Here is an 18,656-nt window from a genome sequence, read left to right as displayed (position 1 = left end):
TGACCGCGCCCGGAGCCGTATGGTGGAGGGCATGGCGATCGACCGGGCGGGACGGGCACGGCGGCGGTGGCGGCGGCGTGCCACCGACCGGACGTCCGGGGCGGGGCGCGAGCACCGCCCCGCCCGCGAGCACCGGCCCGCCGCCGGCGCGGTGCTCGGCGTGGACGGCCTGTTCAACCCGGGCGCCCAGCACCAGCAGGAGCACCTGCGGCGCGTCGAGCTGGTCACCGAGGACGACCGCTCCGCGAGCGCGGGCGGCGGACCGCTGGACCTCGATTCCGGGGTGGTGCGCCTGAGCCCCGCGGACTCGCGCGAACCGGGCGCAGCGGCGCAGTAGCAGCGCAGCGAGGGCCCGGCGCAGCTCGGGCGCCCCGGGACGGTTGCGCGGGCGAGCATGGCCACGCGGGTGCGCCCTGATCTACACTGCCGAGCGCGCAACGGCAGGCGGACAGGGGCGCACGGCCGCGTCCGCGGGGGGCACCGAGCCGGCGGCGCGGGATCGGTCCGCACGAGCCCGCACCCCGTGCTTCGCGGCCGATCCGGCACCGCACGTCGACGGGGTGAACGATGGACCTGGCATCGCCTCTTCCGCTCGTGGAGACCAGCGGTGCCGTCCACCACGCGTCGATCCCCCTGTTCACCGCCGTGATCGGGTGGATCACCAACGCCACCGGCGTGTGGATGCTGTTCTACCCGGTGCGCTTCCGCGGCGTCCGGGTTCCCGGGCTCGCCGCCCTGGCGCAGCTCCTGCCCCGCAGGGTCCTCCAGGTCCCCCTCGGGATCCGCAACGGGCACCTCGGCTGGCAGGGGATCATCCCGTCCCGCGCGGCGAAGATGGGCAGCGTCGCCGTCGACAAGGGACTGTCCAAGCTCGGCACCCAGGCGGAGTTCTACGAGCAGCTCGACCCGGACGTCATCGCGCGGCACATCCTGCACACCTCCGACAAGGAGATCGACGCGCTGATCGACAACCTCGTCAAGACCTGGTACCCGACCCTGTGGGCCACGGCGCCCGGCCGCGTGCGCGACGCCATCCACGACCGGCTCGCCGGGCAGCTGCCGGAGATCGCCCGGTCGGTGACCCGCGGCATCGGCTCGGACATCGACCAGATCCTCGACGTGAAGATCATGGTCATCCGGCACATGGAGCAGGACCCGGCGCTGGCGAACAAGGTCTTCTACGAGGTGGGCAAGCGCGAGCTTCGCATGATCGTGCACTTCGGCTTCCTGTTCGGCCTGCTCCTGGGCGTCCCGCTGATCTTCGTCACGGCGGTGTTCCCGCACTGGTGGGTCCTGCCCGTGGCGGGAGTGGTGATCGGCCACGTCACGAACTGGCTGGCCATCGCCGCGATCTTCGAACCGGTGCAGCCGCGGAGGATCGGACCGCTGCGGATCCAGGGGCTGTTCCTGCGGCGCCAGCGGGAGGTCGCCGACATCTACGCGCGCATCATCGCCGACGAGGTCATCACGCTCGACAACATCAGCCGGGAGCTCTTCCACGGGCCGAGCGGGGACCGCACGAGCAGGGTGATCGAACGGCACCTCCGCCCCGCCGTGACCCGCGCGGTCGACTCGGTGCACATCCCCCTGCGGTTCACGCTCGGGCAGCGGCAGTACCGCAGCATGACCGGGACGATGGCGCGGAAGGCGGGGCAGTTCAGCGACGTGTCGCTGCGGGACGCCGCCTTCAGCCGCAAGCAGAGCGAGAACATCTACCGGCTCGTCGCCGAGCGCATGCGGAGCATGGGCCCGGCGGACTTCGCCGAATCCCTCCGGTCGGCGATCAAGGAGGACGAGTGGCTGCTGATCCTGCACGGCGCCGCGCTGGGGCTCCTCGCCGGAGCGCTGCACGTCGTGGTCTTCGGAGCCTGACGTGAGCGACCCCGAGGTGAGCGACGACGGCGTGGGCGGCCCCGACGGGAGCGGCTCCGGTGCCCCGGCACCGGGGCACGGCCGGGATCCGGGAGACGAGGACGCGTCCACCGTGGTGCTGCGCGCCCTGCCCGGTGTGGCCACGGTCTTCGCGCACGGGGCGTTGCGCACGAGCCTCTGGGCCACGGGCACCTCGCTGCGCATCGGTCACCGCGTCCTCCAGGGCACGCTCTCCGGGGAGCCCGCGAACGCGGTGCTCGAGCAGGTCGCCGACGAGGCCCGCGAGTCGGTGCGCAGCGCACTGGGCATGAGCGACCTCCCGGATCCGCTGTCCAGGGTCCTGCGCGAGCGGGTGGAGGCGAGCGGGAGCGCCACCTCCACCAGGCAGCTGAGCGTGGCCGAGCGGTTCGCCGCGCTGCTCGACGCGTCCAGCGAGGTGCGCGGAGTGGACGGCGAGCACCCCGCCTACGTGCGGCTGGTCAGCGAGCTCTCCCCGGACGAGGCGCGGATCCTGCGGCTGTTCGCGCGCGAGGGGCCGCAGGCGGTGGTGGACGTGCGCGCGAAGCGCGCGTTCGGCTCCGGCGGGCGGCTGGTCGCGGGCGGGATCACGATGATCGGCCAGCACGCGGGATGCCGCCGCTGCGAGCGCGTCCCGGCTTACCTGGACAACCTCCTCCGGCTCGGGCTCATCGCGTTCTCCCGCGAACCGCTGCCCGAGCAGAGCGCCTACGACGTCCTCGAGATCCAGCCCGCCGTCACCGAGGCCCTGCACGAAGCCGGCCGCGCGTCCACCCGCCGCTACCGGATCGAGCTGACCGCGTTCGGCCGGGACCTGTGCACCGTCGTCGGCCTGCGGCCCGCGGAGTGAGCTCTCGTCCCTACGCGATGCGGGTCGGCTCGGAGCGCCCGAGGACCTCGCCGTGCTCGTCGAGGGCTTCCACCGCGACGTACCCCTCGGTGGTCGAAATCCTGGCTCCGGTCTCGAACCCCCGCCGGGGAACCTCCTGCTCCGGGGTCAGCCGGTCCGGCGCGGGGCCGCTGCGCACGCGCCACCGGGCGACCTCGGTGGCGCCGTTCCAGCTGGCGTGGACCGCGGTGCCGTCCCCGTCCGGGCGGGTGGCCACGTCCGGGTCCGTCGCGGGGCGTCCCACCCAGGGTTCCCGGTAGGCGCGGTAGGACTTCAAGCCGCCGGACAGCTCGGCCTCGTGGCGCACGGACCGGTCCGGGCCGAACTCGGTGTAGCCGGAGCCGCCGCCCCAGCCGGTGAAGGCGTTGCCGCTGCCGAGCAGCTGGTAGTTGCCCATGTTCGGGCTCAGCTCCGGCGCGGGCCGCCAGTCCTCCCGGACGGCCTCGGCCGTGCCCGCCTCCTCGTCGAGGCGCAGGACGAGCCCGCGGGAGCGCTCCTTCTCCGGAACGCCGTTGTCGAACAGGCTGATCGTCCCGTCCGACCGCCGCTGCGCGTCGTGCTGCCACTGGAACTGCGCTTCGGGCGGCAGGGAGTAGTCGGTCTCCGTGCCGTTGAGCCGCCACTGCACCCGCCCGGTGTTCCGGTCGATCTTGTACACGGCGTGCGTGTTGCGCGCCGAGAGCAGGAGGTTGCCGTCGTGGTCCAGGTTGACCGAGTTGACGTGGAAGTAGTCCCACGGAACGGCCTTCGTGTCCTCCGGCAGTTCCAAGTAGGACTCGTCGAGTCCGATGTGCTCGGTGGCGCGCCAGTCCAGCAGCACTTCTCCCGTTTCGATGTCCACCTCCTGCACCGCGTTCTCCAGCAGCCGCCCGTCCGCCGGCCCGCCGACCGGGCGCAAGTCCGCGGGGACGGCCCGGTAGCCGAGCAGCAGCGCCGTGCCCCGCGGGGTGATCCGGAACTCGTGGATGTCCGCGTCGAACCCGTTGCCCGCCTGCACGCGGGCGATCTCGCGGTAGGAGCGGTCGCGGATCACGGCGGTCCCCTCGCCGTATCCGGGCGGAGCGATCAGGTCGCCCTCCCAGTAGGTGAGCACCGGCTGCCCGCGGTACTGCTGCTTCTGCAGGTCGAAGATCGCCTCGCCCGGCTCGGCCGGGTGGAACCACACGGGTTCGCCCCGCTCGTCCGTGATCAGGGCGCCGGACTGCCCGGGGGATTCGCGGGTGGTGGGGATGGCCGCCTCGTCGGAGTTCACCGGCGAGCGGAGGACGTAGCCGTCTTCGGTCCCGCGCGGCGGCACCGTCACCTCGGTGCGCGGCGGGTGGAGGTCGGGGCGGGTGACGTAGCGGTGCCCGGCTTCGCGGAACGGCCCCGCGCTGCCGCCGGTGAGGCCCGCGCAGGCGAGGGCGAGCACGATCACCGCGGCCGTGCGCGGGCCGCGCCGGCCCGAACGCGGGAGGCAGTTCGCTGCGTCGGCGCGCTGCGCCCGTTCAGGCATGGTGCGGTTCCCTCCGGTCCTGCTACGCCCCGCGGAGGCGCAAGCCGGGGAACGTGCGAGTCGCATCGACCGTTGAGGGCTTGCCCCACCGAATGGTTTCACCCTCCGAGGATGAAACACCCGTACGGGTTACCACATGAGTGTTGCCCGGACCAGGGGCGACAACCGGCGGCGCGGGCAGCGCTGAACGACCGCGAGACGGCTACCGCACCGGAATCGCCCGCACAGCGGTTCATCCACGAGCCCCCGTGCGCACGGGCGGATGGTGCAGACTCGGCGGGGTGTGACGACGCGGAATCTGCTACCTCCTGCTCGCGGCCGTGCTGGTGGCCGGTCCGCTCCTGGTGCTGCTGGCCGGGTTCGAGTTCGCCCTGCGGCTGGTCGAGCAGAAGTGGTTCGGCGCGCTGTCCCGGCTGGTCACGATCGCGGTGCTGATCGCGCTGCTGTGGCCGTTCTGGCGAGCGCTGCTGCACGCGCCGCCCGAGCGGCCGGGTGTGGCGATGGAGCGAGCCGAGTTCCCCCGGCTGTGGCGGTTGGTCGACGAGGCCGCCGCGATGGCCGACGTCGCAACGGTGTCCGAGCAGCTGGTCAGCGATGACGTCGCGGTGGTGGCGCGCTGCGACGGAAAGTGGCTGGGACCGCGGTGGGGCCGGTGGCGGCTGCGCCTCGGCGCCGGTGCGGTTAGCGCCTGCCCTGCGGACGGTCTGCGACTCGCGATCGCCGCGGAACTCGCCGGCTGGCGCACCCCCGGCGCGCGGCTGCGCCGCACGGCCCTGCCCTCCGCTGAGGTGCGCGCCGTGCTGGCCGAAGCCGACCTGGTCGCGACGAGCCGGTGGGCACTGGGCGCGTTCCACCGCGCGGTCCGGCCAGTGGTGCGCGGGTGCGTGCTGGCCGGCGACGCGGCGGTGGCGCGGGACCGCCGAGGCGGGCAGCGCCACCGACGAGCGGTTGCGCATCCTCGCCTCCTGGAGCGCCGAGCACCAGCCCGCCCAGGGCGGCAGCGCCTGACGGGTGCACGCGCTCCGGCGAGGCCGCCGCGCTGCCGGTGGCGCGGGGGCTACGCCCGCGCCCGAGCGCGCACCGCGCGGACGGCCCGCTCGACGACCAGGTAGGCCGCGAAGGACGCGCCGAGCACGGGCAGCAGAACCGCGAGCACCGCGAAGCCCAGCAGCAGCGGCACCGGGACGGTGCGCAGCAGCGGGCCCGCGCGCGGCGGTGCGCCGAGGCCCCCGGCGGGGCGGCGCAGCCACCACGTGCGGCAGCCGGCGAGGACCAGCGCGGTGGTGCCGAGGGCCAGCAGCGTCAACCCGACCTGGTTGACCAGCCCGAACAGCTGGGCCTGGTGGAAGGCGATGCCCAGCGTCGTGGCCTTGGCCAGCAGCGGGTAGTCGCTCCACTCGACGCGATCGGCGATCCGGCCGGTGTCGGGGTCGACGGCCACGCTCGTGGCGGTGATCGGCCAGCGGTCGTCCTCGACGGTGGCCGTCCACGCCTGCCCGGGCTGCTGCGCCGGTTCGAGCTCCACCACCCCACCGAGCCCGGCGTTCCGCGCGGCGGCGGCGACCCGGTCGACGTCCGCGGAGCGCTGCTCGGCCGCCGGGTCGGAACCGCGTCCGGGCGCGTGGTCTCCGGCCGCGGCCGTGCCTGCGAGCTGGGTGGACACGGCGGGCGTGTCGGAGTGCAGCTGCGAGCGGGCCAGGTCGATCCAGCCGCCGGCGTAGTTCGTCCAGGTCAACCCGGTGCCGACGAGGAGCGCCAAGCCGAGGAGGAGCCCGACGCCGAGCGTGCCGTGCAGCGAGCGCCAGCGCGCCCGGCCGGGGCGGGAGAACCGGAAGGCCCGCCGCAGCGCGCGGCGGTCGCGGGGCCACCACAGGTACAGCCCCGTGAGCAGGGAGACGAGCACCCAGCTGGCGGCCAGCTCGGTCAGCGGCTCGGCCACCGGGCCCAGGCGCCAGCTGGAGTGCAGGTTGCGCAGCCACTCGTCCGGGCGCTCCGCTTCGACGATCTCGCCGGTGACCCTCACCGAGGCCGGATCGACGTAGACCGTGGTGGCCCCCGCGGGCTGGCCGAACCTGTCGGACCCGGCCTCGGGCGGTGCGAGCGCGACGCCGGTGGTCTCCTCCCCCTGGGGGGCGTCCGGAGCCGGCGGGGTCACGGTGGACACGTCCCAGCCCGGGTGCTGGGCGCGTGCGGCTCGCACCTGTTCGCCCAGCGGTCGGGGCGGTCCGTCGGAGACGGCGGTGAGCGCATCGCGGTGCAGCAGCTGCTCGATCTGCGGGTTCCAGGCGTAGAGGATTCCGGTGACCGCCAGCGACAGCACGATCGGCGCGGCCAGCAGCCCGCCGAAGAAGTGCAGCCGCCACAGCAGCGGCCGCAGCGCGGAGCGCCCGCTCCGCCGCTGCGCACTCGGGTCCTCGTCGCGCCCCGAGGGGGTCTCGGCGGCGGCGTTGTCCTGCCGGGCGGTCACGGTTCGCCTCCGGGGTCGGCGGTGATCCTGCTGACCACCGAGTCGCCCGGAGCCACCGGTGAGTTCCCCGCCCCGGGGATCAGTGACGCGCGCCACGACGGCGCGCCCACCCCTCGGGGCTCGAACCGCCACCGGAGCGGCGCAGTAGCGTGGCGACCGAGCGAGTGCGGCCGGTTTTCGTGGGAGAGCACCGATCGATATGCGAACCGAACAGCCGTTGACCTGGGTCTCGGCGTTCACGAGCTGGGAGTGGTCACTCTGGGACGGCGTCGTGCTGGCCCTGGCCGTCGCCTACGCGGCAGGCGTGCTCAGCTGCCGCCGGCAGGGGCAGCGGTGGCCGGTGTCGTGGGTGTGCTGCTTCCTCGGCGGCCTGGTGGCGTGGGCGCTCGCCGTCAACAGCGCCGTCGGCGTCTACAGCGACGTGCTGTTCGCGGTGCACATGGCCCAGCACCTGACCTTGATCATGCTCGTGCCGGTCCTGCTGGCCCTGGGACGCCCGCTGTCGCTGTGGGTCTCCGCAGCGGCGACGCCGGAGAAGGAGCGCCGCCGGGAAGCGCTGCTGGGCTCGCGGCCCGCGGGTGTGCTGACCCACCCCGCCGTGGGGTTCGCCCTCTACAGCGCCGTGCTCATCGGCACGCACCTCACGCCGTTCCTGCAGGTCCGGCTGGAGAACCCGGGGCTGGAGCACGTCGAGATCGCGGCCTACGTGCTCAGCGGCTACCTGGTGTTCCTGTCCGTCATCGGCGGGGAACCGGTCCGCTGGCGCCGGGTGCCCTACCTGCTGCGGATCGTGCTGCTCATGGCGGGCATGCTGCCGGACACGCTCGTCGGCGTGGTGCTCATGATCGTCCCGCACCCGGTGGCGCCCGCCTTCGCCGCCGCGCACCCGGGCTGGGGGCCGAGCCTGCTGGCCGACCAGCAGCTGTCCGGTGCGATCATGTGGTTCTTCGGCGACGCCGGCATGGCGGCGGTGGCCGCGGTGATCCTCGGCATGTGGTCGCGCTCGCGCAGCTCCGAGGCCGGGCTGGGCAGTTGGCTGGAGGAGGCCCGCCGCAACACCCTCGCCGAGACCGGGGACTCCCCCTCCTCGTCGCTGGGCGACGACGCGGACTCCGAGGAAGCGCTCGCGGCCTACAACGCGATGCTCGCCCGGCTGCACCGCGGATCGCGCAGCTCGGGTGACGAAGAGCACTGACCACCGGATCGCCTCGGCCGGGAACTTCCCGCGATCGTCACCCGACTCCGTGACCGGAGGCGGAGTCGAAGCAGAAGGAGTCGCGCCCGTGGACCACATGGCCATGAGCACGCCGCTGTTGCCCGAGTGGGCCCGCTGGGCCTGGTCCGCGGTCTTCCTCGCGATCACCGCGGTGCACGTCTGGCACGCGGCATCGATGCGGAGTCAGCCGCGCTGGTGGCACGTCGGGCACACGATCATGGCCGTCGGCATGCTGCTGATGTACGCGATGCCGCACATGGGGCATTCGGCGACGTTCCGCCTCGGGCTCGCGGTCTTCGTGCTGCTGGCCGCCGCGGAGGCCGCGACCGCGGTCGTGCTGCGCCGCCGCGAGGGGGTGCTCAACCCGCTGTGGGCGGGCGCGGCGGTCGACAAGCTCGTCATGGTCTACATGCTGGCCCTGCCCATGCGGGGACCCGCCGCGGTGACGGCCGTCCTGGTCGTCTACCTCGCCCTGCAGGTCATCGCCTGGTCCTTCGACCTGTGGAGCCGCGTCGCGGTCGTGCGCCCGGCCACCGTCGGAACGGCGGCCACCGTGCCTGCGGGCGGTCCCGCGGCCGCACCGGTGGAGCGGGGCGCGGGCGTCGGACTGGTCGCCGACAGCACCCCCGCCGTGCGGGTCAGCCTCGCGCTGATGGCGGCCGGCATGGGGCACATGCTGGCGGCCTCCCTCGTCTGAGCCCGCCGGGCGAGGTCCCGCGGAATCCGGCGCCTGCCCGGCGGTATGACGCCGTGCACACCCCGCGGCCGGACGTCGTCGCTCCCCCGACCGGATGGCTAGGGTACCCCCATGCGCTCCCAGTCCGAGGACGATCGCCTCACCGCACTGGCGCTCGCCGCCCGTGCCGGTGACCACGCGTCGCTGGAGGAGCTCGTTGCCGGAACGCAGCGCGACGTGTGGCGCTTCATCGCCCACCGCGCCGGGGTCCGCGCGGCGGACGACCTGGCGCAGGAGACCTACCTGCGGGCGCTGAAAGCGCTCCGCCGCTTCTCCGGGCGCTCCTCGGTCCGGGTCTGGTTGCTGTCCATCGCCCGCCGCGTCGTCGTGGACAACATCCGCTACGAGCGGTCCCGCCCCCGGACCGACACCGGGCTCGACTGGACGTCCGCCGCGGACCGCGACCGGGTCGCGGCCGGGTTCGAAGACCTCGTCGAGGTGAACCTGGTGCTCGGCGGGCTCGACGAGGAGCGCCGCGAAGCGCTCCTGCTCACCCAGGTCCTGGGCCTGTCGTACCAGGAAGCGGCAGGCGTGTGCGGCTGCGCCGTCGGCACCATCCGCTCCCGCGTGGCGCGCGCCCGCGAGGACCTGCTCGCCTCCGAGCACCAGCCCTCCGAAGGAACCGGGTAGGACGAGGAAGCACCGATGCGACACCTGCCCCACCGCTCCGCCCGCTCGCGCGGGCCGCGCGGGAACTGCGCCCACCTGCCGCACGACAGTATGGACGTGGACTGCGACACCTGCCGCGAAGCGCTCTCGGCCCGGCTCGACGGGGAAGCCCCGCCCGTCCCGGCCGAGCACGTGGAGCAGCACCTCGCGGAGTGCTCGGCCTGCCGGTCGTGGGAGCAGCGCGCACGCGACCTGTCCCGCTCGCTGCGCCTCCGCCCGGTGCACCCCGTCCCGGACGTGTCCCGGTCCGTGGTGGAGGCGGCGGCGAGCCGGCCGCGCCGACCGGCGCGCTGGCCGCGCGTGCTGCTCGCCTGCGTGGCCGTGTGCCAGATCGCGCTCGGCGCGTCGCAGCTGACGGGCCTGCCCGGGTCCGGCGGGGACCACGCGGAACGCGCGCTGACCGCCGGGCACCTGTTCAACGAGAGCACCTCGTGGAACCTCGCGCTCGGCCTCGGGCTGCTCTGGTGCGCCTACCGCGTGCGCGCGAGCGCGGGGCTCATCCCCGTGCTCTCCGCGTTCCTGGCCGTGCTCACGGGGTTCTGCGCGGTCGACTTCGCCAACTCCGCGGTGTCCGTCTCCCGCCTGGCCGCGCACGGACTGCTGGTCCTCGGCCTCGTCTGCCTGCTGCTGGTGCACCGCAGCACCACGCACCGGCGATCGCAGCCGGCCGCCGAGGAGCCCCGGAGGAGCGACTCCCCCGACGACGTCGGCAGCACCGAGCGCCGCCGCGCACCCGCCGGGGACGCGGAGGACCACCACGGGCCGCTCCCGCCCGCGGGACTCCGCCGAGCGGGGTAGCGCGGAGCGGCTGCGAACCCGCCACCCCCGGCCGGCCGCCCCGACCGGCCGGGTGCCGCGAAGGCGCGCTGCGCCGCTCCGATCGCGAAGTGCCCGGCCGGCTCGGGTGAGCGCGCACCCTCCGCCGCCCGGATCAGGCGGGGGAGGCGGGTCCGGGCGGCAGGTGGACGGTCATGATCAGGTGGCAGGTCCCGGCGCCCGCGCCGCGGTAGGCGTGCGGGGCGTCGCCGTCGAACGTGGCGGTCTGCCCGGCCTCGACGGCGTACTCGGTGCCGTCGACGAGCAGTGTCATCCGACCGGCGGTGACGCTGACGGTTTCCACCACGCCGGCCTGGTGGGGGTGGCTGGGGTACTCCTCGCCGGGTTCGAGCTGCCAGCGCCAGAGCTCGGTCGGAGCCGCGCCGGAGGTCGTCAGCACCAGCCGGGCCTGACCGCCCCGCGCCCCGCTCCAGAGGGGGGCCACCTCGTCGGTGGTCACCACGCGCACGCGGTCCTCGGCCGGCCCCTGCATCAGGGCGGACACGGAGATGCCGAGGGTGTCGGCCAGGCGCACCAGGGTGGCCAGGTTGGGGTTGCCCTCGGCCTTCTCCAGCCCCACCAGGGCGCCCTTGCTGACCTCGGCGCGACGGCCGAGCTCATCCAGCGACAGGCCCGCGCGGAGCCGGGCCGCGCGGACGTTGTGCGCGACCGCCCGCAGGGCCGCGGCCGTCTCGATCATCGGAGCCCCCTCCTCGCTGCTGGACAGTTTACTGCACCGCGCGGTCGTTTTGTTGACATCCTTCGGTCGGTTCAATGTACAGTCTGGTCGTTCCATTGACTAGTAAGGATGTGCCGTGTTCGCTCTGCTGCTGGCCCTGGGCAGCTCGCTGGCCTACGGGTGCGCCGACTTCTTCGGCGGTCTCGGCGCCCGCAAGGCGCACGCGTTGCGGACCGTGGTGGTCGCGGCTCCGGCCAGCCTCGCGGTCGAACTGCTGCTGTGGCCGGTGCTCGGCGCGTCGTTCGGCCCCGCGACGCTGGTCTGGGGTGCCGCGTCCGGGGTCGCCTCGGCCGCCGCGTTCGTCCTGCTCTACCGCACCCTGGCGATCGGGCCGATGAACGTGCTCTCCCCCGTGACCGCGTTGGCCTCCGCGGCGCTGCCCGTCGGTGCGGGCCTGCTGCAGGGCGAGCACCTGACCACGGCCGGAGCGGTGGGCCTGCCGCTCGCGCTGGTGGCGGTGGTGCTGGTCAGCGCCGGCCCCGGCGCGGGCTCGGCGCGGCCCTCGCGGACCGCGCTGCTGCTGGCCTTCGGCGCGGGCGCGGCCATCGCCGGCCAGCTGATCTGCCTGCACCAGGCTCCGTCCGACAGCGGGGTGGCTCCGCTGATCGTCGGCCGGGCGGTCTCCTCGAGCGTCACCCTGGCCGCGGCGGGACTGATGCACCGCAAGCTGGGACCCGAACGCCCCGCGTACGCGATCTCGGCAGGTGCGGGCGCGCTGGACTCGGTGGCGAACCTGCTGTTCCTGCTCGCCGCCCGCAGCGGCAACCTCGCCGTCGTCGCCGTGGTCGTCGCCCTCTACCCCGCCGGCACGGTCCTGCTCGCCTGCGGCGTGACCGCCGAGCGGGTCCACCGCGGCCAGCTCGTCGGCCTGGGCACCGCCGCCGTCGCCGTGAGCCTGCTGGCCGTGACCTGAACGCGCGTGCGCCCGCTCACCGAATCGAGGAGGACAGCATGTTGGTGCGTCCCTGGGACGCCGGCCTCGACGACGCCGAACGGCAGGACTGGATCGCCGAGGGCCACGACTTCGGGCAGCTGCGCGTCAACGGCCCGCCGGGACAGCCGCCCACCGTCGTGCCGACCCGCTTCACCTGCGACGGCGAGCACCTGCTCGTCCACCTCGCCCGCCCCAATCCGGTGTGGACGGCGATCGAGCGCGATCCGAACGCGGCCAGGGCCTCGACGCGCCCGCCGCACGCCAGCAGCGCCGCCGGCTGGACCGCATCGGTCCCTGGAACTCCTGACCACCGCCCGCCCCGCACACCGGAAACGGAAGAGCCCCATGCCCGCCTTCTCCCTCACTCCCGCCGTCGCGGACGCCTTCGGCGACACCCGCATCGCCCTGGTCACCGCCACCGGCCTGCGCGGCCGCGAACCCTGGCCGGGGACCACCGCCGCCCTCGAACGGCTGGAACAGCAGCTCGCCGAGGGCACCTGGCAGCCCGCCGACGAGACCGACCCCCGCATCGCGGCCTGGCACACCGCCTACCGCTCCTTCGGCACCAACCCGCGCCGCACCCGCCCCAGCGTCGACGCGCTCGGCCGCCGCCTGGTCAAGAAGGGGTCCCTGCCGCGCATCAACCCGGCCGTCGACTCCTACAACGCCGTCTCCGTCCACCACGGACTGCCCGCCGGCGCCTTCGACCTCGACCACGTCACCGGCGACGTCGTCCTCGGCCACGCCGACGGCACCGAGTCCTTCACCTCGCTCGGCGAACCCGACACCCTCGAGAACCCCGGGCACGGCGAGATCATCTACACCGACACCACCGGCGTCCTGACCCGCCACTGGAACCACCGCGACGCCCACCGCACCCGCGTCACCGAAGACTCCGCGCACGTGGTCTTCGTCCTCGAGACCCTCCAGTCCACTCGCGACGGCGAGCTCCTCGGAACCGCAGCCGATGAACTCCGCGCGCTGCTGTCCCCGCACGCGGAGCAGACCGCAGTGGACCACCTCACCCCAGCACGACCCCGAGTCGCGGTCTGACCGGCGAGCTCATCACCTCCGCAGCCGCCGTCCTCAGCATCCCGTCAAGTCCGCGGACCGTCGCACCCCACCAGGCGTTGCGCTCCTCGTGCCTCTTCGGACAGTGGAGCCCCGGCCGGAAACACACGCCCCCGCACCGAGACGACACGCGCACGCACCTCTTCCCGCGACATCAACGGACCGGCCCGTCGCATGCTCCGCCGCAGGGCACGGCGAGCACCGCTGTGATCGCATCGTCCTCGCACCCAGACCGTGGGCGCACCACGTCCCCTCGGTCCCGATGCGGCACGTGAGCATCAGCGCGGTCGATGCCCTGCGGTTCGCCCGCCGAGCGGCGGGCACGTTCACACCCGAGCCCGCGAGGACATCCACCGGCTCCTGCCTGCACCGCGAGCAATCCACACCACCTACGGCGAGGTCCTGCACCACCGACACTGGCCTCGCAGGCGAGACCAGTGCGCTGATTCTCGCCGACGCGTTCTCCGGACACGGCTTCCAGGCCCCCTGTGCTCGGCGAAATCAGCGCGGGCCCAGCTAATGGGGAGTCGTGGGGACTCGGGATCCGATGGCGTGGGCGGCGCGGCGGACGTCACTGGGCAGCGGGGTGGTGTGGATGTCGCCGAGCGAGCTGGTGGCGCCGCTGAGACCGAGTGATCCCAGCGTGCCGCCCGTGGGATCGGTGATGAGCGCGGCGACCGCGGTCGTGCCGAATTGGCGTTCGTCGACGGAGATCGCGAACCCGTTCTCGTGCACTTGACACAGATCGGCGTGAATGTCGGTGGTGCTCAGCACGGTACCGCTAGCGAGGGCGACCGACTGCAGCTCAGCCGCGGTCGCCTCAAGATCTTCCTCGCCGGCGAGGAAGACTTTGCCCGCGGCGCCGGGGTAGAGCGGCAGCCGTTCTCCGACGGGCAGCGAGTACTGCGGGCGTTGCCCGCCTTCGACGCGCTCGATGAGGACCCGGTTGTGCTGGACACGCACGTACAGCGAGGCAGTCAGCCCGGTGGCGGTGGCGATCTCCTCGAGGACGGGGCGGGCGACGAGGCGCAGCGGGCTGGTGGTGGCGAAGGCGTGCGCGGTCGACAGTGCGGCGGGTCCGGCGGTGTACCCGTTCGCGTGCCGGCTGGCGTATCCGTGTTCGGTGAGCACGGTGACCAGACGTTGCGTGGTGGCGACGTGCAGGCCGGCGCGCTGGGCGAGGTCGGTCAATCGCAGCGGTTGCTGCGCGAGCTCCAGGTGCTTGAGGACGTCGAAAGCTCGGTGCACCGAGCGCATCGTGCTGGTTTTCGCGGTTGTCATAGCACCTCCAGATCGTCGCACTGCAATATATCACTGCATGAGAACTTCGTTCATTTCTCTTGACGCCCGTCGTCGGCGCTCGCACAGTGATGCTCCAAATCGTCTTATGAAGTTCTATATCATAGAATGATAAGGGAGAGCGATGAAGATCGCAGTGCTGGGCATGGGCGAGGCCGGAACCGTCTACGCGGCGGGTTTCACCGCGACCGGGGCTTCTGTCCTCGCCTATGACCCGGTGGACGCGCCGATGCCCGAAGGTGTCACCGCCGCTTCGAACGCGGTCGAGGCGGTATGGGGAGCGGACCTGGTCATCAGCTTGGTGACGGCTGCGCACGCCGTCGACGTGGCCGCAGAGGTCGCGCCCCACCTGGATCCGACCGCGGTGTACGCGGATCTCAACGCCGCCTCTCCGGAGTGCAAGGCCGAAGTCGCGGCCGCGTTCGGAGAGCTCGCGCACCGCTGTGTGGATGTCGCCGTCATCGGATCGGTCCCCCGGTTCGGCGCGCAGACCGCGTTGATCAGTTCAGGACCGGCCTGCGGCGAGGCGGCGGAGCTGTTCCGCGGTCTGGGGGCTGAGGTCGACGTGATCGGCGGTTCGGCGGGGGATGCCTCGCGACGCAAGATCCTGCGCACGGTCTTCATGAAGGGGCTCGGCGCGGTGATCACCGAGGCCATGGACGCTGCCGAGGCAGCTGGGGAAACCGCGTGGGTCCGGGCGCAGATCGCCGGAGAGCTCGTCGGCGGTGAAACCGCTCTCGACCGGCTCGACCGGGGCACGCGCAAGCACGCGCTGCGCCGCATGCGCGAGTCCGCCGCCGCGACGGATTTGGTGCATTCCCTCGGCGTGGCTCCGCTGGTGACCACGGCCGTGAGCAACCGCCACCGGGCACTGAGCCAGCGGCCCCCGTGCGAGATGGCGGGACTGCTGGAGGAATGCGCGCGGATTCCCACCGCCGCCATCGGCGATGCGGGAGACCGCCTCGGCGTCATCGGCCCCCGGGTGCGTCCGATGTGGCCGGCCGAGCGACTCACCGGCCGTGCCCTGACGGTGCTGTGCCGGCCCGGTGACAACAAGGGGATCCACGAGGCGCTGACGATGGCCGGGCCCGGCGACGTCCTCGTCGTGGCCGGTGGCGGGGACCCGTCGCGGGCACTGATCGGTGAGCTCATCGCGCACCGCGCCATCAATCGCGGCGTGCGCGGCATGGTCATCGACGGTGCCGTCCGCGACGTGCCGGCCCTGGAGGAAGCCGGTTTCCCGGTGTGGGCCGTGGGGTCCTCGCCCGCCGGCCCCTACAAGTCCGGGCCCTACCGGGTCGGCACCGATGTCGCCCTCGGCGGGGCGGTCGTGCACCACGGCGACATCATCGTCGCCGACTCCGACGGCGTCGTCACCGTCCCGCTGACCGACGCCGAAGACGTCCTCGCCGGAGCACGCGCCGTGCTCGACGACGAATCCGCCCGCCACCAGAAGATCCTCAACGAGCGCGCCAACTGATCTCGGCGCCCCGGCAATCGCCCTCGCCCCCGCTCCAACGACGCAGAGGGGAACTGTCCATGCCCACCGGGCTCATCGCACTCGGCGCCTTCATCGCCGTCATCATCATCTGGAACGTCGCATTCAAGCGGAACATGGGCGAGGCCATGCTGCTCGGCTTCCTCGTCATCGCGGCCTTCGCCGGCCCCGACGCTCCCGGGGCACTGGTCACCGGCCTGCGCGGCGCCCTCGACGAGGAAGTCCTGTACGCGGCGATGGCGTTCGTGTTCATGGCCTACGTCGTCGACCGGACCGGGCTCATCGGCAAGATCCTGACGATCCTGAACTCGCTCGTCGGGCGGATCCGGGGCGGCCCCGTCCTCGTCGACGCCACCGGATCGGCCGCCATGGGCGCACTGTCCGGGTCGAACTCCGGAAACACCGCCGCGACCGGCTCGTTCACCGGCCCCTGGATGGTCCGCACCGGCTGGAGCCCCGAACGCAGCGCCACGTTCATGGCCGGCAACGGCGGCCTCGGCGCGGCGATGCCGCCCAGCTCATCCATGGTCATCATGATCGGCTTCGCCGGCTCGATAGTCACCACCGGCCAAATCTACCTGGCCCTGCTGTGCGCCGGGATCTATCAGCTCGCGTGGCGAGTACTGCTCATCGCCCACCTCGCACGCCGCGACGGCATCCAACGGGCCCCCTCAGCGGAGCTCCAACCGCTGTCCCGGGCACTGCGCGAGGGAGGAGCGGCCCTGACCATCGTGCTCGGCGCCCTCGTCCCGATCGCGATCACCGTCGGCCCCATCGCTTCCGCCCTGAGCAACAACAACCTGCTCGGCGCATCGCTCGACGACATCTCCATCCTGACCTGGATCCCCGTCCTGGTCACCGCACTGGCCCTGCTCATCGGCAGACGCACGCTCCCCCGCGACACCCGCGCCTGGGCCAACTGGCTCGCCGCGGCGATGCCCCGCTTCACCAGCATCGGCGCGTTGCTGTTCTTCGCCGTCGCCGCCAGCGAAACCCTCACCAACCTCGGACTCGCCGGCGACATCGAAGCCATCCTGAGCGACGTGCACCTCAACAAGTACGTGATGGCCCTACTCGTGGGCGTGCTCATCGCCGTGATCGCCGGCCCCCTGTCCTCCACCGCCACACTCACCGCCGTCGGCCACGTCTCCCTCCTCGCGCTGGTATCCGTAGGAGTCGACCCGGTCCTGGCCGTGACCGCGATCCTCGTCTTCGCCTCCACCGAAGGCGCCTCACCACCAGCCTCCGGCTCGATCTTCGTCGCCGCCGGAATCACCGGCGCCAAACCAGAAAAGATGTTCCTGCCCCTGATCGGCTACTACATGCTCCCGATCATGCTCATCGGCTGTCTGATCGCCTGGGGCGTGCTGCCCGTGCTCACCTGACCTTCGCCGCGAAAGGACACGACATGACGACCACGCTGCGCACTCGCACGCAGGCCGCGTGCCGAGCGGCGTTCATCACGACCCTGCTGGTGTTCCTCGCCCTGGCCACACTGCTGGTGTCGATACAGCTCGCCGGAGTGCTCCTACTACGACCGGACTGGATCACCTGGACCTCCGACACGCTACTGATCCCCAGTATCACCGCCGCGGTCGTGTTCGGGCTGTCAGGCTTCGTCAACAGCTACCTAATCCCCGCTGAAGCCGGCGCCTCCGAATAGGCTGAATAGACTGCCGCAGCCATGGACGAAGCGGCGCTCCTGGCGGAAACGCCTCTTCAACCGGCGATGGGGCAGTTCGGTCCAACCTCGTTGGCGGTTGGCGTTGGGGCTGTACGAGTATCGCGGTCTCCGCGCCGCTTTCGGGTCAGGCTGCTGAGCCGCCCCGGGGGCCCACCAAAGCCTCCGAACTACCGGGGAAATTCACCAGCCGGACATAACCGGACCGCACGCGAACGACCCCGTGGCCTGCCGGTGCAGGGCACGGGGCCGTCGGCCCTGGATGCCGGGTAGAGGATTCGAACCTCTGAAGGCAGTGCCGGCTGACTTGCGGGCTGCCAACCGCGCCCCTGGTGGCCAGGCGTTTCGCTGCCTGCGCTGTCCCTGCGGGAACACATGGGGACCACGGAGGCGAAGACTGCGACGTTCGTCCGCACTGATGCCGCTCGCGGTACAGACTAGTCCTCCCCTGTGGGGTCGGCCGCAGGGCAGTGACTCGGCGGGTGGTCCGAGCAACTGCACGGCCGTTCCGGTGTCGGGGGCGGCGTCGCTCCTACTCCCCATGCGGAGTGATCTTTTGTGATGTGCGGCATGCATCAAAGACCACGTGCGGTGGCGTGGTTCGCCTGCGGGCTCATGATCACTCGGCCATTCGGACGGCATGATCAACAACTTCTTTATCCGGCGAACGGAGCGTCTGTAGCGTCCTGAGGCGTCGCAGCAACTCCTGCAATTGGAGGCTTCCCATGGCATATGGGTACCAGGACGCGCTCGTTCTCAACCGCCTCAACGGGGGCCGGCTGTCCGTCTACGGTGGAGGTCTCGCGGACGGAAGGAGCATCATCGTCACTCGTTACTCGAACTGGGACACGACCCGTCCGCAGCGGTGGAACACGGTCAAAGTCGGCGAGGACGAATACGGGAACGACATCATCCACATCGAGCAGTCGGACGACAACGAGACGTTCCGCGTGGACGTTGGTAACGACGATCCCGATGCCGATGGCAACCATGCTCTGCTCAAGCAGGCCAACGACTCGGATCGGCAGAAGTGGCGCGTGTGGCGCGACGTCGCCGGCGAAGGGCATCTCGTGAAGCTCTGCTCGCACGTGGACACGTCAGTCGTCCTGTGCGTCCAAGACTACGGCGGAACCTGGGACTACGTTGTGCGCAACAGGGAGATTTCCTCGGCGGATCGCCTCTGGTACTTCAACGATCGCGCGCACAAGGACATCATCCCGAACTGATCGAGGAATTCCGTCGGGGCGGTGGCTAGG

18 protein-coding genes are annotated in these 18,656 nt (G+C 72.3%); 14 read left to right on the top strand and 4 right to left on the bottom strand.

Going from position 1 to position 18,656, the window contains the following annotated elements; translation table 11 throughout:
- Positions 1–31: 31 nt before the first annotated feature.
- The 3 genes from ACYVJE_RS09985 to ACYVJE_RS09975 all read left to right on the top strand — a co-directional run bounded on the left by ACYVJE_RS09985 (position 32) and on the right by ACYVJE_RS09975 (position 2,740).
- The gene (locus ACYVJE_RS09985) at positions 32–337 is read left to right on the top strand and encodes a DUF6191 domain-containing protein (RefSeq protein WP_459157425.1); all 306 of its coding nucleotides are present in this window, start codon (positions 32–34) and stop codon (positions 335–337) included.
- 230 nt (positions 338–567) lie between these two features.
- Positions 568–1,872: a hypothetical protein gene (locus ACYVJE_RS09980; RefSeq protein WP_461144258.1), complete on the top strand. Its 1,305-nt coding sequence runs from the start codon at positions 568–570 to the stop codon at positions 1,870–1,872.
- 1 nt (position 1,873) lies between these two features.
- Complete coding sequence (locus tag ACYVJE_RS09975) at positions 1,874–2,740, top strand: Abi-alpha family protein (RefSeq protein WP_461144257.1); 867 nt, start codon at positions 1,874–1,876, stop codon at positions 2,738–2,740.
- A 10-nt stretch (positions 2,741–2,750) separates the two neighbouring features.
- Here ACYVJE_RS09975 and ACYVJE_RS09970 read toward each other — a convergent pair whose 3' ends face one another.
- On the bottom strand, positions 2,751–4,274 hold the full coding sequence (locus ACYVJE_RS09970; RefSeq protein WP_461144256.1) for an arylsulfotransferase family protein: 1,524 nt from the start codon (positions 4,272–4,274) through the stop codon (positions 2,751–2,753).
- Between the two features lie 326 nt (positions 4,275–4,600).
- Here ACYVJE_RS09970 and ACYVJE_RS09965 point away from each other — a divergent pair, with 326 nt between their 5' ends.
- Positions 4,601–5,386 (top strand): M48 family metalloprotease, encoded by a 786-nt coding sequence (locus ACYVJE_RS09965; RefSeq protein WP_461144255.1) that lies wholly within the window; start codon positions 4,601–4,603, stop codon positions 5,384–5,386.
- Here the strand turns inward: ACYVJE_RS09965 and ACYVJE_RS09960 are convergent.
- A complete protein-coding gene (locus ACYVJE_RS09960) occupies positions 5,332–6,741 on the bottom strand; it encodes a PepSY-associated TM helix domain-containing protein (RefSeq protein WP_461144254.1) in 1,410 nt (469 codons plus the stop codon). The two genes, ACYVJE_RS09965 and ACYVJE_RS09960, sit on opposite strands and share 55 nt — an antisense overlap.
- A gap of 199 nt (positions 6,742–6,940) precedes the next feature.
- Here ACYVJE_RS09960 and ACYVJE_RS09955 point away from each other — a divergent pair, with 199 nt between their 5' ends.
- The 4 genes from ACYVJE_RS09955 to ACYVJE_RS09940 all read left to right on the top strand — a co-directional run bounded on the left by ACYVJE_RS09955 (position 6,941) and on the right by ACYVJE_RS09940 (position 10,160).
- The gene (locus ACYVJE_RS09955; protein WP_461144253.1) at positions 6,941–7,936 is read left to right on the top strand and encodes a cytochrome c oxidase assembly protein; all 996 of its coding nucleotides are present in this window, start codon (positions 6,941–6,943) and stop codon (positions 7,934–7,936) included.
- Between the two features lie 88 nt (positions 7,937–8,024).
- Complete coding sequence (locus ACYVJE_RS09950; protein ID WP_461144252.1) at positions 8,025–8,654, top strand: hypothetical protein; 630 nt, start codon at positions 8,025–8,027, stop codon at positions 8,652–8,654.
- A gap of 111 nt (positions 8,655–8,765) precedes the next feature.
- Positions 8,766–9,323 (top strand): RNA polymerase sigma factor SigC, encoded by a 558-nt coding sequence (gene sigC / locus ACYVJE_RS09945; RefSeq protein WP_461144251.1) that lies wholly within the window; start codon positions 8,766–8,768, stop codon positions 9,321–9,323.
- A gap of 15 nt (positions 9,324–9,338) precedes the next feature.
- A complete protein-coding gene (locus ACYVJE_RS09940) occupies positions 9,339–10,160 on the top strand; it encodes a zf-HC2 domain-containing protein (RefSeq protein WP_461144250.1) in 822 nt (273 codons plus the stop codon).
- Between the two features lie 133 nt (positions 10,161–10,293).
- Here ACYVJE_RS09940 and ACYVJE_RS09935 read toward each other — a convergent pair whose 3' ends face one another.
- Positions 10,294–10,878: a helix-turn-helix domain-containing protein gene (locus ACYVJE_RS09935; RefSeq protein ID WP_461144249.1), complete on the bottom strand. Its 585-nt coding sequence runs from the start codon at positions 10,876–10,878 to the stop codon at positions 10,294–10,296.
- Positions 10,879–10,993: 115 nt separating this feature from the next.
- Here ACYVJE_RS09935 and ACYVJE_RS09930 point away from each other — a divergent pair, with 115 nt between their 5' ends.
- Together ACYVJE_RS09930 and ACYVJE_RS09925 are read left to right on the top strand one after the other, a co-directional pair.
- Positions 10,994–11,830, top strand: coding sequence for an EamA family transporter (locus ACYVJE_RS09930; protein ID WP_461144248.1), 837 nt, complete (start codon positions 10,994–10,996; stop codon positions 11,828–11,830).
- A 366-nt stretch (positions 11,831–12,196) separates the two neighbouring features.
- A complete protein-coding gene (locus ACYVJE_RS09925) occupies positions 12,197–12,904 on the top strand; it encodes a B3/B4 domain-containing protein (RefSeq protein WP_461144247.1) in 708 nt (235 codons plus the stop codon).
- A gap of 534 nt (positions 12,905–13,438) precedes the next feature.
- Here the strand turns inward: ACYVJE_RS09925 and ACYVJE_RS09920 are convergent.
- Positions 13,439–14,203: an IclR family transcriptional regulator gene (locus ACYVJE_RS09920; RefSeq protein ID WP_461144246.1), complete on the bottom strand. Its 765-nt coding sequence runs from the start codon at positions 14,201–14,203 to the stop codon at positions 13,439–13,441.
- 142 nt (positions 14,204–14,345) lie between these two features.
- Here ACYVJE_RS09920 and ACYVJE_RS09915 point away from each other — a divergent pair, with 142 nt between their 5' ends.
- The 4 genes from ACYVJE_RS09915 (at position 14,346) to ACYVJE_RS09900 (ending at position 18,626) form a co-directional block, all read left to right on the top strand.
- Positions 14,346–15,701, top strand: a complete 1,356-nt coding sequence (locus tag ACYVJE_RS09915) for an RraA family protein (RefSeq protein ID WP_461144245.1) — start codon at positions 14,346–14,348, stop codon at positions 15,699–15,701.
- 59 nt (positions 15,702–15,760) lie between these two features.
- Positions 15,761–17,104: a TRAP transporter large permease subunit gene (locus tag ACYVJE_RS09910; RefSeq protein ID WP_461144244.1), complete on the top strand. Its 1,344-nt coding sequence runs from the start codon at positions 15,761–15,763 to the stop codon at positions 17,102–17,104.
- A 23-nt stretch (positions 17,105–17,127) separates the two neighbouring features.
- Positions 17,128–17,382 (top strand): hypothetical protein, encoded by a 255-nt coding sequence (locus ACYVJE_RS09905; RefSeq protein WP_461144243.1) that lies wholly within the window; start codon positions 17,128–17,130, stop codon positions 17,380–17,382.
- Positions 17,383–18,125: 743 nt separating this feature from the next.
- Positions 18,126–18,626, top strand: coding sequence for an RICIN domain-containing protein (locus ACYVJE_RS09900; protein WP_461144242.1), 501 nt, complete (start codon positions 18,126–18,128; stop codon positions 18,624–18,626).
- Positions 18,627–18,656 lie beyond the last annotated feature (30 nt).

Source organism: Salinifilum aidingensis (assembly GCF_054782015.1).
Note: the sequence above shows the minus strand (reverse complement) of the source record. Positions and strands in the feature narration are given on the sequence as shown.

What these genes read in the sequence shown, in the direction of transcription:
- ACYVJE_RS09920 (WP_461144246.1), bottom strand. Translation starts at nt 14,203, where the DNA reads ATGACAACCGCGAAAACCAGCACGATGCGCTCGGTGCACCGAGCTTTC.
- ACYVJE_RS09985 (WP_459157425.1), top strand. Translation starts at nt 32, where the DNA reads ATGGCGATCGACCGGGCGGGACGGGCACGGCGGCGGTGGCGGCGGCGT.
- ACYVJE_RS09935 (WP_461144249.1), bottom strand. Translation starts at nt 10,878, where the DNA reads ATGATCGAGACGGCCGCGGCCCTGCGGGCGGTCGCGCACAACGTCCGC.
- ACYVJE_RS09955 (WP_461144253.1), top strand. Translation starts at nt 6,941, where the DNA reads ATGCGAACCGAACAGCCGTTGACCTGGGTCTCGGCGTTCACGAGCTGG.
- ACYVJE_RS09925 (WP_461144247.1), top strand. Translation starts at nt 12,197, where the DNA reads ATGCCCGCCTTCTCCCTCACTCCCGCCGTCGCGGACGCCTTCGGCGAC.
- ACYVJE_RS09970 (WP_461144256.1), bottom strand. Translation starts at nt 4,274, where the DNA reads ATGCCTGAACGGGCGCAGCGCGCCGACGCAGCGAACTGCCTCCCGCGT.
- ACYVJE_RS09940 (WP_461144250.1), top strand. Translation starts at nt 9,339, where the DNA reads ATGCGACACCTGCCCCACCGCTCCGCCCGCTCGCGCGGGCCGCGCGGG.
- sigC (WP_461144251.1), top strand. Translation starts at nt 8,766, where the DNA reads ATGCGCTCCCAGTCCGAGGACGATCGCCTCACCGCACTGGCGCTCGCC.
- ACYVJE_RS09910 (WP_461144244.1), top strand. Translation starts at nt 15,761, where the DNA reads ATGCCCACCGGGCTCATCGCACTCGGCGCCTTCATCGCCGTCATCATC.
- ACYVJE_RS09980 (WP_461144258.1), top strand. Translation starts at nt 568, where the DNA reads ATGGACCTGGCATCGCCTCTTCCGCTCGTGGAGACCAGCGGTGCCGTC.
- ACYVJE_RS09900 (WP_461144242.1), top strand. Translation starts at nt 18,126, where the DNA reads ATGGCATATGGGTACCAGGACGCGCTCGTTCTCAACCGCCTCAACGGG.
- ACYVJE_RS09905 (WP_461144243.1), top strand. Translation starts at nt 17,128, where the DNA reads ATGACGACCACGCTGCGCACTCGCACGCAGGCCGCGTGCCGAGCGGCG.
- ACYVJE_RS09915 (WP_461144245.1), top strand. Translation starts at nt 14,346, where the DNA reads ATGAAGATCGCAGTGCTGGGCATGGGCGAGGCCGGAACCGTCTACGCG.